Annotated in this window: 9 protein-coding genes, 2 pseudogenes and 1 riboswitch; of the genes and pseudogenes, 8 read left to right on the top strand and 3 right to left on the bottom strand. The window is 56.3% G+C overall.

From position 1 onward, the window contains the following. Positions 1–80: 80 nt before the first annotated feature. Positions 81–974 carry a beta-keto acid cleavage family enzyme gene (locus tag SO140_RS28635; protein WP_498543474.1) on the top strand — a complete coding sequence of 298 codons (894 nt, stop codon included), beginning with the start codon at positions 81–83 and terminating at the stop codon, positions 972–974. Between the two features lie 66 nt (positions 975–1040). Further along, positions 1041–2408, top strand: coding sequence for an MFS transporter (locus tag SO140_RS28630; protein WP_498543473.1), 1368 nt, complete (start codon positions 1041–1043; stop codon positions 2406–2408). A 652-nt stretch (positions 2409–3060) separates the two neighbouring features. Here SO140_RS28630 and SO140_RS28625 read toward each other — a convergent pair. Beyond that, positions 3061–3609, bottom strand: coding sequence for an avidin/streptavidin family protein (locus SO140_RS28625; RefSeq protein ID WP_449379876.1), 549 nt, complete (start codon positions 3607–3609; stop codon positions 3061–3063). Between the two features lie 342 nt (positions 3610–3951). Here SO140_RS28625 and SO140_RS28620 point away from each other — a divergent pair, with 342 nt between their 5' ends. Next, positions 3952–4248, top strand: a complete 297-nt coding sequence (locus tag SO140_RS28620) for a hypothetical protein (protein ID WP_498543472.1) — start codon at positions 3952–3954, stop codon at positions 4246–4248. A gap of 121 nt (positions 4249–4369) precedes the next feature. Then, positions 4370–4513: pseudogene (locus SO140_RS28615) on the top strand (transposase); the annotation flags it as partial. Between the two features lie 22 nt (positions 4514–4535). Here the strand turns inward: SO140_RS28615 and metE are convergent. Beyond that, on the bottom strand, positions 4536–6860 hold the full coding sequence (gene metE, locus SO140_RS28610) for a 5-methyltetrahydropteroyltriglutamate--homocysteine S-methyltransferase (RefSeq protein ID WP_498543471.1): 2325 nt from the start codon (positions 6858–6860) through the stop codon (positions 4536–4538). A gap of 106 nt (positions 6861–6966) precedes the next feature. Then, a riboswitch (cobalamin riboswitch) is annotated at positions 6967–7191 on the bottom strand. A gap of 595 nt (positions 7192–7786) precedes the next feature. Here metE and SO140_RS28605 point away from each other — a divergent pair. The 3 genes from SO140_RS28605 (at position 7787) to SO140_RS28595 (ending at position 12841) form a co-directional block, all read left to right on the top strand. Further along, a complete protein-coding gene (locus tag SO140_RS28605; protein WP_498543470.1) occupies positions 7787–8710 on the top strand; it encodes a TauD/TfdA dioxygenase family protein in 924 nt (307 codons plus the stop codon). Between the two features lie 733 nt (positions 8711–9443). Beyond that, positions 9444–11027: a carbohydrate porin gene (locus tag SO140_RS28600; RefSeq protein WP_498543469.1), complete on the top strand. Its 1584-nt coding sequence runs from the start codon at positions 9444–9446 to the stop codon at positions 11025–11027. A gap of 386 nt (positions 11028–11413) precedes the next feature. Then, positions 11414–12841 carry an aspartate ammonia-lyase gene (locus SO140_RS28595; protein ID WP_498543468.1) on the top strand — a complete coding sequence of 476 codons (1428 nt, stop codon included), beginning with the start codon at positions 11414–11416 and terminating at the stop codon, positions 12839–12841. Here the strand turns inward: SO140_RS28595 and SO140_RS28590 are convergent. Beyond that, positions 12801–13148: pseudogene (locus SO140_RS28590) on the bottom strand (transposase); the annotation flags it as partial. The gene SO140_RS28595 and the pseudogene SO140_RS28590 sit on opposite strands and share 41 nt — an antisense overlap. Positions 13149–13541: 393 nt before the next feature. On the opposite strand from SO140_RS28590, the gene SO140_RS28585 reads away from it, so the two are divergent. After that, positions 13542–14342, top strand: coding sequence for a class II glutamine amidotransferase (locus tag SO140_RS28585; protein ID WP_498543467.1), 801 nt, complete (start codon positions 13542–13544; stop codon positions 14340–14342). Positions 14343–14372: the final 30 nt, after the last annotated feature.

Raw genomic sequence — 14372 nt, 5'->3', positions numbered from 1 at the left:
ACGCCGTGGTTGCCGCTCACCTATCGACGCGAGCTGGACGGCTCCCACCTATGACTTAAGCCCTCGAAAGGAGACGCAGTATGAAATTTGAGAGCAAGGTCATCGTCACGATCGCCCCGACGGGAGGTGTGGTGAAAAAATCGCAAAACCCACACCTGCCGACGCAGCCTAACGAAATCGCCGAGGATGTGTACCGGTGCTACGATGCGGGTGCATCTATCGTGGCGCTGCATGCGCGCAGGCCGGACGATGGCGCGACCTGTAATCCGGAAATATACCAGGACATCAACTCCCGGATCCTCGCAAAGTGCGGCATCATCATCAACAACAGCACGGGCGGGGGCATTGATGGAGATATGGTGCGATCCATAGAGCCCGGTCTCGATGAGGTTGTATTCGAACAGCGTCTAAAAGGCCTCGAGGCCGGTGCTGACATGGCGACATTTGACGCCCACACCGTTCTAGCCTGCTTTGGCGACCGCGCGATTGTCGTTAACACCTCGCCCAGCCGCTGCGACATCATGGCAAAACGATTCCAAAAGAAGGGCATCAAACCTGAATGGGAATGTTTCTCGCTTTCCCATCTTCTTCAAGATCCCATACGCCTGATCAATAAGGGCTTCGACAAGCCTCCCTATTGGATCAACTTCGTTCTTGGTGCCGATCGCGGAATTCAGGGCGGATTGCCGTACACGCCGCAGATCCTCAATATGCTCATCGGGAATCTTCCCAAAGGAGCTATGTTTTGCGTTAGCGGCGTCGGTCGAGCACAAGTGCTCGCAACAACTCATGCGGTGCTCGCAGGCGGCCACGTTCGTGTCGGCCTGGAGGACAACCTTTATCTCGAACAAGGCATACTTGCCACGAACGTGCGGCTGGTCGAGAAGACGGTTAGGATTATCCGAGAACTTGGGTACGAGCCCGCCACCGCAGTGGAAGCTCGGGCAATGCTTGGGCTCGCGCCACGCAAATAGCGCGGATAGCCGATCCGATGCTCTCGATTGCGGCAGTGATTCCCAAAGTTTTGGGCTGATTTCGCCGTGCAGCTCAAGCACCTAAGCAAGAATCGGCGTCTGGTCAGTGACCAATTGCAGGAGCAGAACGAATTGTTGGACGCCGCTGCCCCCCAGTGTCATGACGAGGCAAGGTCTGGTTTGGTCGCGAGCGCTGTCAGCAAGAACACGCGGCGGCTCGTGCCACTTTTGGGCCTGGGTTATTTCGTCAACGACCTCGACCGGACCAGCGTCGGCATCGCTGCGCTGCAGATGAACGAAGCCATCGGCTTAAGTGCCGCCCAGTTCGGCTGGGGTGCCGGGACGCTCTTCTTTAGTTACTGCCTGCTGGAAGTTCCCAGCAACATGATGATGTACCGCTTCGGTGCGCGCCGTTGGCTCGCCCGCATCATGATAACCTGGGGTCTTGCAGCCGCGGCGACGGCATTCGCCGTAGGACCATACAGCTTCTACGGGATCCTGTTCGAATCAGGCTTTTTCCCCGGTGTCATCTGGTACATTTCCATCTGGTTTCCAGAGCGATCGCGGACAGGCGTCCTCGCCTGGTTCATGGCAGCAACACCGCTGTCTTCGTTGATCGGCAATCCACTATCGGCTTCGCTATTGGGAATGGATGGAGTGTGGGGATTGGCCGGCTGGCAGTGGATGTTCCTGATCGAAGGTCTTCCGGCCTGTCTGCTCGGAGTCCTATGTCTCGTTCTGCTAGCCGACACGCCTGACAGGGCCTCGTGGCTGACGCCCCGAGAGCGGGACGCGCTGCTGGATGAACTCGCAAGGGAGAAGTACAGCAAGGTCAAAAAGGATCTGTTGGCGGCGATGAAGGACGTCCGCGTGCTGATGTTGACGGGCATTACCTTCGCTTTCACGATCGGCACTTATGGGATCGGTATGTGGCTCCCTCTGATCCTAAAGAGCCGCAACTTGAGCAATATGCAGGTCGGTTGGCTCTCGGCAGTGCCCTATTTATTTGTGACAATAGGCATGTTGTTCTGGGCGCGCCTTGTCGATCGTAAGGGGCAAAAAATCTATAATCTGATCGCCGCATTGATGCTTGGCGCCACCGGACTCGTCTTTTCGGTCGTACTCACCTCGCTCGTGCCGGCGCTCATATGCATGACGCTCGCTCTGATCGGAACGATCTCGGCACGAACAATCCTCTACACGATCCCGCAGAGTTTCCTTACTGGCGCCGCTGCCGCCGGAGGCATCGCATTCATCAATTCCATTGGTGCTTTTGGAGCCTTCGTTGGCCCATACATGGTCGGCTTCCTTAAGGATAGGACGGGATCCTTTGACATTGGCTTGGTCGCAATGGCAATCGTGCTAATTGTTGCAACGGGCATCGCCGGCAGCCTTAGACTGGTGGTCCTGTACCATACTGACGTTGCTCGCTGACCGAGCGCCTATAGAGGACTTTCCCGTTAAAGTGTACCGAAATGCGGTGTCTGCGGTGAAGGACCCGCTGAATGAGATCGCACGCGAATCCTGGATCGCCTACGTTGATCGGAGTGGTAAACTGATCGAGGACATATCGGTGGCAAGGAATGGCGTGCCGGCAACGAACCGCTAGGCACATGAATTCATTCTATTTGGTGGAACGCTCTTGCTATGACCGTCTTGGCTTGACCGGCTTTTGGACCGACGTCCTCTGACGCAACTCGATCCTGGCGACACGCGAATTTGAAGGCGATCTCGATGCCCGCTCCCGATGCAAGCGAACGTATTGCAATCTGGAAACTTTAGATTGGGACGGAAATTCAGAATGCGGCCAGCTCCTGCGTCTTGCTAATTGGTGGCGGTTTGAGCTGCAACCAATGATCCATTTCTCGCAGACTAGTTCGCACATTGGATCTACGATACGCTCAGTCGGCGCGTATCTCCAATGAATAAAGCCGAGCCTGAACAGTTCAGGCATTCAGGCTCGGCAAGACTTCGATCTCGAGATCCATACCAAATGCGTGGTTGAGCCAGAGCGAACGTCGGCGCAGAGGAGGGCGGGAAAGATCAGGGTTTTGGCATTCCTTCCTTCGCCACGTGGCAGATCAGGTCATTTGCGATTCTTTGTATTCGAGAGCTTCTCGCCTGAACCGCTCTTGGCCGTCTCTCCGACGGCGGACAGCAATTTCGATTTGTCGCCGCTTGCGAAGGTGAAAGTGTCCGCGCCTGCGCTGATGCCATTCCAGATCACCGGTTCGGCGAGTGAAAGTAGCCAGAGCCCCTGAAATCCCGATGCAGTGTTCAGCTGTCCCGTCCATACGGTTGTCGACCCGCAGCCCGCAAAATTCACCGAAAAGCTGATCGCCGTGCCACTATTAGACCGCGCAAGCCAGCCCGTCATCGCCTGAGGGGCACCTTCATCGCAGCTATTGCTCGCATTGTTGGTGTAAGTGCCGGAAATCGCACCTGTGTTGGCATTATAATTGTCAACCGCCAGAGTCGAGCCGTATTGGTTGGTCCAGGTCCAGATCGGCTGCGCCGATGCAGGCGCCGCCAGGAACAGGCCTAGGCAGGCCGCGGCCATCCAGTTCGTCAATTTCCACTTTGCTTGAGACATTTCCGACTCCATATCGCTCCAGTAGCGGAGCGGCTCAATCATAAAACTTTACGTAGGCAATTTAAACGGGTAGTGGATTGTGATAGCGCTAACAGGTTGAGTTGTGATCAACGTCTGGAATTTTAGCTCTGTGAGGCAGAATGATGGGGTTCTTCAGTTGCGAGCGGCTGACACGTAACCGGCCGGCTTTGGTTGAGCTGTCCGCAGCTCTGGGCCATCATGTACGGCAACGAGGCGGGTCGGCTCACTCTCAGTCGCCCACTAACAATCCCTAGCGCAGGCCCTTTGGGCGGGCGTTGTGGCCACAGCGGGAGTGGGAGCTCGTCCAAGCGCGGCTCGATGGGCTTTGATGGGTGAGGTGGAACTGAAAGTCGAGGCGCTTCGATGTACATGGTCATTCGCAAGTACCTCAAAGTTCGTTCGGTTGCGGATGCTGCTCGCCGCGCCAAAAGCGGTATCGGTCAGATCCTAAGGGAAGCGCATGGTTTCAGATCTTACTACGTGTTGGATGCAGGCGAAGGTATCTGTGTCGCTGTTATGATCTTCGAGGATCGCGAAAGCGCCATTGCGGCCAATCAGAAGGTGTTGGAGTTTGTTCAAGCGAGCCTGCATGACCTTGAGCTTGGAGACCCCGAAATCGTGGCCGGCGACGTTTTAGTGAATATACAATCTGATCTATAATTGTTTGTGCTAGCGGAGCGGCCGCTAACCTCCATTAAGCGCCGCCTAGCAAGAAAAGGCCCGCCTTCGTCGATGTCCATGGAAGTATTCAGCCTTATCCGTCGAGCCAGTAAGAGCTAGGCGAGGGCGACGTGATCATCCGCTGCGAGTAACCCGGAGGATGGTCAAGGAGACGCGTTCGAGCCTTGAGCGCGAGTGTGTCGCGCTCTATTCGTCGATTGGACGGCCGCCAATCCCGCCGGAGAAGCTGCTGCAGGAGCTGTTGCAGGCGCAAGGTCACGCTGTCGTCAGCCCGCCTCGCGTAGTTCGCGGGCCGCTGCAACCATGTTGATGAGCGCCGGACGGACTTCCTCCCATTGACGAGTCTTCAGACCGCAATCCGGATTGATCCAGAGCTGTGAGTCCGACAGCCGTTGGCGGGCCAGCGCGATGAGATCCTTCATCTCAGTGGCTTCGGGCACGCGCGGCGAGTGGATGTCATAGACGCCGGGGCCGATGTCGTTCGGGTATTTGAAGGCGGTGAATGCATCGAGCAGTTCCATCTTAGAACGGGAGGTTTCGATCGAGATGACATCAGCGTCCATCGCGGCGATTCCATCAATGATGGCATTGAACTCCGAATAGCACATATGGGTATGGATCTGCGTTGCGTCGGCAACACCAGAGGAGCAGATGCGGAAGCTCTCCACGGCCCAGTCGAGATAGGCCTTCCAGTCGGATCGACGGAGCGGCAAACCTTCGCGTAGCGCTGCCTCGTCGATTTGGATCATGGTCGCGCCCGCCTTTTCGAGGTCGGCGACCTCGTCCCGGATCGCGAGCGCGATCTGACGGCAGGCCTCGCTGCGCGGAATGTCGTCACGGACGAACGACCAATTCAGGATCGTCACCGGCCCCGTAAGCATGGCCTTCACAGGCTTCCTGGTCAGCGATTGCGCGTAGCTCCACCATTCGACGGTCATCGCCTTCGGCCGGGAGACATCGCCGAATAAGATCGGAGGGCGAACGTAACGGGAGCCATAAGATTGCACCCAGCCGTGCTTAGTAAATAGGAACCCGGAGAGCTGCTCAGCGAAATACTGGACCATATCGTTGCGCTCGAACTCGCCGTGTACGAGCACGTCGAGCCCGATGTCTTCCTGCCATCGGACGGCGCGAGCCGTTTCATCCTTCAGGAATTGTTCATATTGCGCGTCTGTTAACTTTCCCTTGGCACGCGCGGCGCGAGCAGTGCGGACTTCTGCCGTCTGCGGGAACGACCCGATCGTGGTCGTTGGGAAAAGCGGCAGGCCGAAACGCTTGCGCTGAAGCTCGGCGCGGCTCTCAAAAGCGCTATTGCGGCGGCGCATAACCGCATCAATCGCCGCCGTACGCTGGGCAACGGCCGTGTCATGGATCTTTGGCGAAGCTCGGCGGGCCGTCGCCGCAAAGTCCGATTCGGCAAACGCGGCGGCAACGACCTTTCCGTCGACCGCGAGCGCTTTTGCCAAGGTCGCGAGCTCGCCGATCTTCTGAACCGAGAAGGCAAGCCAGCTCTTTACATCAGAATCGAGATCGGTCTCCAGCTCAAGGTCGATTGGGACATGAAGGAGTGAGCAGGACGGCGCCAGCTGCACGCGATCCTTGCCGAACGTTGCAATGACGGGCCTGAACCGCTCCACGAGTGCCGACAGGTCGGAGCGCCACACGTTGCGGCCATCGATGATGCCGAGTGAAATCACGAGGTCCGCGCGGGCGCCGGGTTCAATCTGGCTCAATTGTTGAGGAGCGCGCACCAGATCGACGTGCAATCCGGCGACTGGCAGCCCCAGAGCTGTCGCCAGATTGTCGCCAATTGCACCGAAATAAGTGGCAAGCATGATCTTGATGCCGGGCACCTCCTTGGCGAAACGCCGATAGACACGCTGCAGCGCGCTTCGTGTGGTCTCGTCCAGATCGAGCACCAAGCAGGGCTCGTCAAGCTGGACCCACTCGGCTCCACGTTTCGCCAGTTCTTGGAGGACCTCGACATAGACCGGAACGAGGCTATCGAGCAGCGAAATCGGATCAAACGCCAAGTCGGCGCTCTTGCCGAGCTTAAGGAAGGTGACTGGTCCGATCAGGACAGGCCGTGTTTGATAGCCAAGGGCTTTCGCCTCCTCATATTCCTCGATCGGCTTACGGGAGGAAAGCCTGAAGGTCTGACCTTTATGGAATTCGGGCACCATGTAGTGGTAATTGGTATCGAACCACTTGGTCATTTCCTGCGCAGCGGCGCCATGGCCATGATGGGCTTGACCGTCGTGCTCCTGGTCTTGCGAGCCCCGTGCCATGGCGAAATAGGTTGTCAGCGAGACCGGACCGTCCTCCCAGCCGTACGCTTTAGGAATCGCGCCAACCATGACGCTCGTGTCGAGAACCTGGTCATAGAGTGAGAAATCATTCGATGGGATGACGGTGACGCCAAGCGAATTCTGCCGTGCCCAGTTAGCGACACGAAGACCGGCCGCAGCTTCAAGAAGCTGCCGGTCGTTGATCTTGCCCTCCCAGTAGCCTTCGAGCGCCAGTTTGAGTTCGCGGCGTGGCCCGATACGTGGCATGCCGAGGGTTGCGACAGGAAGTGAGGGAAGAGACATAGCTTTAACCCCATTGTGGTTGGAGCAAAGGCTATGGCGGAGACGCAGGCAGGAGGGCCGCGAAAGCGCCCTGCTGCTTGGCGTACCACCGGACACCCCGCCCGTGGTCGATTATGTTGTCGGGGCAGGTCTCCTGGCTCGCGAGTCATCGCCTGCATCCGGCCTTCCCGAAGCGCCTGCTTCAGTGACACGTATGGATGCGGGCTCGCCGCTTACAGTTGCGGGGGCAGCGCCGGCATTGATTCAATCCTGAACGGATCGAGGACGCACCGGCTTCCCTCTTAGCTCCAGATCAAGAGAGATCTGGAGAACCTCGACAACTTCGATTATCTGCACCAGAGGGGTAACGTCAACCTCTGCGGATTACCTTTGCTGCGGCTTCTGGCCGGGCAGGTCTGTCTTAACGAAGAAAGCATCGAGCCCTTCGCATCTGTCCGGAGCAATCGTCGCGCAAAGCTTCACGCGGCAGGATCTGCTCGACGAGCTCGCGCCTAACACGTGCGAGTGCGTCGTAAAGTGCGTCTTATACCTTCATGGCGTCGACCTCCGCCGCCGTCAAGATCGCCATCGATCGAACAGTACGAAGGAAGCAAAATAGATCTCGGCCAACGAGACCTTGAGGAGCGTCGTTGTCGATTCCAAGGCGGACGGTTTTCTTGTTCGTCGGCGCTGAACTGCAACATCTGCATCAACGTCCCAGCGAAGTGCGGACATTTTGGGCCGGTCAACTACCAATGCTAGCAATTGATCGGATTGACAGACCCGGTCAATTTTACGAGGTCGCCTGAAGAGCACAAGAGCTCGTCGCTGTTGCCACGCATTATGGCGGATTTGCGCTTTGCGGTCCGCAATTTAGCGTTCGTCGACTCCTGTCGCAGTTGAATAGCTTGGTCTGGCGAACAACCTGCAAATTGGAGAGTGTCACCATGGATGCAGCCGGATCGTCGGATAGCATCATTCCTCGTGCCGACATCGTCAAACGCGCAGCGCGCATCGGCGCAGAGATCCGAAACGTCAAGCTGTCGGGAGACTTGCCGGACCAGACGATCGCCGCGATCAATGAGCTCCTGGTGGAGCACAAGGTTATCTTCTTTCGCGACCAGGGTCATCTCGACGATGCTGAGCAGGAGCGCTTTGCCCTTCGTTTTGGAAGTCTGGCACCTCATCCAACGCTCGGTGCCATAAAGGGAACGACGTCGACCATCGAGCTTGACTCTGCCCGCGCCGGTAGCCGGGCCGACTTGTGGCACACCGATGGAACCTTCGTCGATGCCTACCCCAAAATTGCGGTGCTACGAGGCGTTGTAATACCACCCTTCGGTGGCGACACAGCCTGGTCAAACACCGTTGCGGCCTACCTCGACCTAGCACCGCCGTTGCAGCGGCTTGCAGACAAGCTTTGGGCCGTTCACAGCAACTCCTTTGACTACGCAATACTGGACCGTGTCAGCGAGCTCGACAAAAAGCACTTGGACGAAGTCTTCACTAGGACGATCTATCAGACTGAGCATCCTGTGGTGCGCGTGCACCCCGAGACCGGCGAACGCGCGCTGGTGCTCGGCGCTCTGGTGCAAAATTTCGTTGGTATCCCAAAATACGACGGCCAGAAGCTGTTTGATGTCTTTCAGTCTCATATCACGGCTCTCGAAAATACCGTCCGCTGGAGCTGGAGGGAAGGCGATATAGCGATCTGGGACAATCGGGCTACGCAGCATTACGCGGTGAACGATTACGGCGACCAGCATCGCCTCGTTCGTCGCGCCACCGTCGCCGGTGAAGTACCCGTCAGCATCGATGGTCAGAGCAGCGTAACACGCATCAAGGCAGCCAAGGAACCGAAGGTTGCCTAACGCCTCACAAGGGTGGCCGCGGGATCCGGTCGATGCACACCCTACCTTTGTTCGCCAATTTGCTGCATGCAGCATTCGGCTTGCTTCGTTATCGCATTTCCACGATGTCTTCGAGCGGCGCGCCGCGCGTTCTCAAATAAAAAGCAGGGCCGGTTCTTGTGAGGCCATATCGGCTTTGTCGCAAGATGCCGTCGTCCCCATCAGCAATGGCGGCTTGCCGCTTTGAAAGTGCCTCCCGACAGGCGCGTCTAACCTTGAGAAGCGTGGGCGAGCGCGGTCGTTATACCCGTCCAGCAGATGGTCCACTCCAGTCTTCTTGACCTCGTGGCGACGGTGTCGGATGGGCTTTGCGCGTGCCTTTGTCGGTAGACGAGCCCAGGACCTGAATTAGCTTTTCATCCACGCGCGAGATCCCAGCGAAACGAGTAACGATTGGTCGCGGCGACAGCTTCGAGCGTTGAGGAGCGGAATCGCGCAGCAATGGCTCGCGAGCCCGGTGTCACCTACCAACCCTAGCAATTGATGCAAACGTCAAACACATGGCAATCGTGGTTCAGCAACAAGTCGTTCTTCACGCGTTAAGGAAGTCGGGATGCATTATAGATCTGGCTGCGCCGTCGGGCCTGAGGGATCTACTATCTCGTCATCTGCATCTAGAAGGTCTACTCCCAATGCGATCTCCGCCGTCTCGAGTATTCAGGCTTCAAAGATCTCAAGGCTTCGGGCCGGTCAATTGCATCGTCTTGCGGCTAGCGCGCTACAAACGACGCTTCATGAAGCCAATGCGCAGAGATGGCTTGCTGTTGCGCTGTCCCTCGCGGCGAGTCCCATCGGCGGCTTGGCGCCGGCACACGCTGCCAACGTGCCTAACCCCAAAGGCGGCACTCCGACTCAGATTGCTCAGGGAGGACTTCAAAAGAAGGACTATCATGCTATCAAGCCCCGAGGCTACCGGTCCGAAGAAGTAGTGCATCCCGTCGGTAGCTCTGCACGCGTACAGAAAGTGATCGCTCTTACGTCAAAGTCTGGCAGCGCGGTTGTCCTTGCAAAGAACACAGCAACTCAATTGAAAGTCGATCCATTTGCAAGGTTCGAGAACCTGCGCGAAAAAGGCATGTGGCTCAACATTCCTGGCCCCGCCGATACGATCGACGAAGATTACGGCGGCGTCAGATCTGCGTTGGCCGAAGTCGGGATCGGTTATGTCGGCGGGACAGTAAACACATTCGTGGCCAATCACCTGCCGAATGCAGCCAGAAGCACCATCCGCGATCAGCTATATATTGGCCAGAATCCGACATTTAATACCCTAAACTTCATGATCGTGACCTATGATCTCAGCCGCTTTGGGATTCCCGATGGCCAGATTATCGTAGGTGCCCAGCAGCAATATTGGACCTGGAAGCCTGGGGGCCCAGACAGATTTGGGATTAACACGCTTGCCTATTATCAGACGTTTTTCGATGGCAAGCTTGAACTCAAGATGGGTTATCTCAGAAACATAAATGAGTTCGTGGGAACTGTGGTCGGAGGAAACGCAGCAGTAAACGTTTTTGGGGCCTCATCGAATATCCTATACCAAGCAGGCATGAGCAACAATGCCGCGCCAACGCCAGCTATCAATCTGAAGTACAATTTTGGTGATCGCTTCTACAATAAGATCTCGTTGCAGCGTTCACTCAGTCCAGACGGCCAATCTGCCCAGATCGCCGAAAATCCGACCGGCCTAAATTGGGACACGACCAACGCGGGCGTTCTTCTACTTGACGAAACCGGTTACAAGAACCGAGCCGTGCCGGGTTCGCCCGAGACTTGGTTGCGGGCAGGTGCCGGTTTCAACAATAGCAGCTACAAAGACTTGCAGTATCCGACGCAACCGAGAGCTAACGCAAATAGCGTTTATTACGTCGCGGCGGACAGGCAACTCTGGCAGTCTGATGCCCAAGGCTCGGCGGCTCGCGGGATCTATGGCGGATTTTCTGTGATGTACGCGCCGCCTGACTTAAACAGGGTCAGTCAGTACTACGAGCTCCGTCTTTATGCGAAAGGACTGTTTGACAGCCGGCCACACGATCAGATTGCTGTGGTTGCCACAAACACCGCGTGGAGCAACTTTGCAGTGGATGCAGCCTTGGCCAAGGGACACCTTGTGCATCGCGACAGTACGGCGATTTCTGGAACATATACCGCGCATTTGGCACCCGGCATATATTCAAGCATAGGACTGACCTATATCAATAACCCGACAAGCATCACATACACCCCCCGAACGGGACATGCGTTGAATCTGTTGGTCTCCACGTCGATATTCTTCTAACCGCGAAGAGAGCGTCGACGCTCATAGATCAACCTATGAAGAACCATCGCAAAATTGCGGAGTCCGCTATACTCGCTACGCTAAGGCGGACACCTGTCGCGATAGGATCCGCAGGCTGTCAGACGGCAAGCGCCATTTGTCCGGAGTTGTTCGATGTTGCTGGTCCCCTGTCGTCAGGCAAGGGAAGACGGAAAAGTTTCGGCAAGGCTTGCATTTTGTCTGGACGAGCACAATGGCCGGTTTCGATGAAGCATCATCAATGCGGTGCTCACCGGAGCCGCTCTACGAATTGACCTTTGTCCGATCGCGGCCGTGGCGCAAATTGCTTGGGCGATGAACATCATTGATATCAATAGCCACTCGAAGAAAACGAAAGCGTTGTCGTCATGGGGCAGATACGCATCGAAGAAGACCTTCTCGGTGAGAGAGAGCTGCCCGCGGACGCACTCTACGGCATCAATACTCTTCGGGCTGTGGAAAATTTTCCGCTAACGGGCCGTACCATCGCGACGCTGCCTGAGTTCGTCCCAGCAATGGCGATGATTAAGGAAGCTGCGGCGCGAGCCAATCAAGAGATCGGCGCGCTTTCAGCGGAGCGAGCCGAAGCCATCATCAAAGCGTGCCAGGAGATCCTCTTGGGAAAGCACGATGCTCACTTGATTGTCGATGTGCTCGAAGGCTCCGGTGGTACATCCTCCAACATGAATGTCAATGAAGTGGTCGCAAACGTGGCCACGCGGCTGAGCGGAAAACCAGCTGGCGACTACTCCTTCATCCATCCAAACGATCACGTCAATCTCGGTCAATCCACCAACGACGTGCTTCCGACGGCCATAAGGCTCGCGATCTTTCGTGTGTCGCAAGGTACTTCGCTTGCCTTGATGCAATTGGCCGCTGCCTTCTCGGAAAAGAAGAAGGAGTATTCCGAAACCTTGCGCCTTGGCCGCACATGTTTGCAGGATGCTGTTCCGATGTTGTTCGGTCAGACATTCGGGGCATATGAGGCGGTCCTACAGCGTCATGCGAAGCAAGTGGAGGAGTTGCGGCGCCAACTCCTGGTCCTTCCACTCGGTGGTACCGCAGTTGGCACCGGACTTAACTCTAAACCTGGCTACAAACAGGCGGTGTTCCGACACTTGTCGACCTTGATTGGTAACGAAATCAAGCCAGCTACCGATACATTCGATGCGATGCAGAATTTAGACGCGTGTGCGCGGTTATCGGCCGAACTTCGAAATTCAGCGAATTCCCTCTGGAAGATTGCAAATGACCTCATTGTGCTCTCGTCGGGTCCCGGCGGCGCTATCGGAGAAATTGCCTTGCCCGCGATCCAGGCTGGATCTTCGGTTATGCCCGGCAAGGTAAACCCAGTTATTCCTATAGCGGTTTGCCAAGCAGCATTTGCGATCTTGGGGAACGATGCTGCCATCGCGATGGCCTGCCAGCACGGCCTGCTGGAGATCAATTGCTACGACATGCTGGTTTGCGATCGCCTGATCGAGTCCATCATCCTCCTTCAACGTTTGGCGACGATCTTCCTCGAGCGGTGTGTGTGCTCGCTTACGGTAAATGAAGAGCGGTCCCGGCAGAATTTGCTGGCGTCGAGTGCGCTAGCGACAGCACTGGTACCTGAGTTCGGGTACGCCAGTGTCGCCGCGGCTGTAAGAGCGGCGATCAATGAACATCGACCTTTTCTTGAGATCGCCATCGAACGTGGACTAGTGAGGCGCGAAGACGTGGAGTCGCTCATGTACTGCGCTGCGATTGAAGCGACTAAGACGAAGAGGACTCATGAAGGCGCAGCCATAGCCTGATCGACGCGAGTCGAACGAAGGCAAGGTAGTTGGCGGCAAGTCTGTCGTAGCGCGTCGCTACCCGCCGATATTGTTTGATCCTGTTGAAGAACAACTCGACCTGGTTGCGAGCTCGGTAGAGATAAGGGCTGAAGCAGATCGGGTTGCTGCGATTGATTTTCGGCGGGATATTAGCCCATGTCCCTTTTCTCGTGGCGAGTTCTTTGATGCAGTCGGCGTCGTAGCCACGGTCGGCAAGCAAGAGTGAACCGGATTTAAGACGAGACAGAAGCTTTCCGGCAAGTCGGATGTCATGGACCTTGCCGGGTTAACCACCGCATGATGCCGTGAGAGAATATCCGTCCTTGATCTTCGTGTCTTTCACTGAGCAATATTTCGTCGCGCGGTCGAACCTGATGTGCGCGCAGATCGTTTGGCCATCGGCGCCCCGCCACGAAATGCACTGACCTCCAATGCTTGGCGACTTTCGAACGAACGCGTCGTTCTCCAGACATCCGTGCCGCGATTCCGACGAGCCGAGATCATCGCCGCTAGCCAAATTGACGATGTTTCTCGATCTTATCTGATCGGATGGCTCGAACAGAGTCTGTTAAGCGCTGGTACGAGGCTTGCTTAAAGAAGTCAAAACCATGTCCCCATATAGCGTTAGCTCAATACTCGCGCTTCCTGAGGACATGGAGTGTTTAGCGAGAGTGTTCGTATGTCCGGTGTTGCTGCCGCTTTTCTCCCGCCTTTAAGCAGTTCACAGGTCACGGTTTACGATCGTCTCAAGGATATGGTTCCGAAGCTTGCACTTCGCGGACAAGCGGGTTTCGGTGTTGCAGCTTTCATGCACGAGAAAGGTCTTCGATTTGCAAGATCCTTGCAATCAACCGCCAAATTGGCACCGACTGAGTGCAATGAGCGGGATCAGAATTTCAGACCCCATGTTGCAATCGCGCATATTCGTAGTCTCCGCCGCAGCAGCAACGGTGATGGCGACTTTCAGCCGGTTCACAAGGATGGGCCCAGCGCCCGTCACCTGACGATTTCTTTGGACGGTGCGTTGGTCAATGCCCGTGAACTTAAGGAAGAGTTGCTTGCGGAGGGGCATACCTCAGGCATCACCACAGATGCTGAGCTCTTGCTCAAATTGATAGAACGATCCTGCGAGCGCAACTATTGGCGGCACGATCTGCCCGTCGATTACGAAAACATCTTTCGTGAGATTGATGAGCGCGTCGATGGCGCCATCAGTGCGCTATGTCTGGACGGAGGGGGCAATCTCATTGCCTTCCGTAATCGATGTGGTGTGCGACCTTTGGAGGCTATGCACACGAATGATGGGTTCGTGCTCTTTGCATCCGAAAATTGCGCTTTTGCCGGGCTACAAGGCAAGACGGATGAAGTCTTGCCAGGCCACATCAAGTATGTGGATGGGAAGATGGGGCGTTGCTTTGATCGGTTAGTGAGCACTAGCAGGCTGTTGAAGAACTCAGCCGCGTTCGCAAACGAAGGCTGAATCGTCGCCATTATGGATGTAGAAGTGGCC

Source organism: Bradyrhizobium sp. UFLA05-108 (genome assembly GCF_059803455.1).
This window is presented reverse-complemented; position numbering and strand designations above follow the sequence as displayed.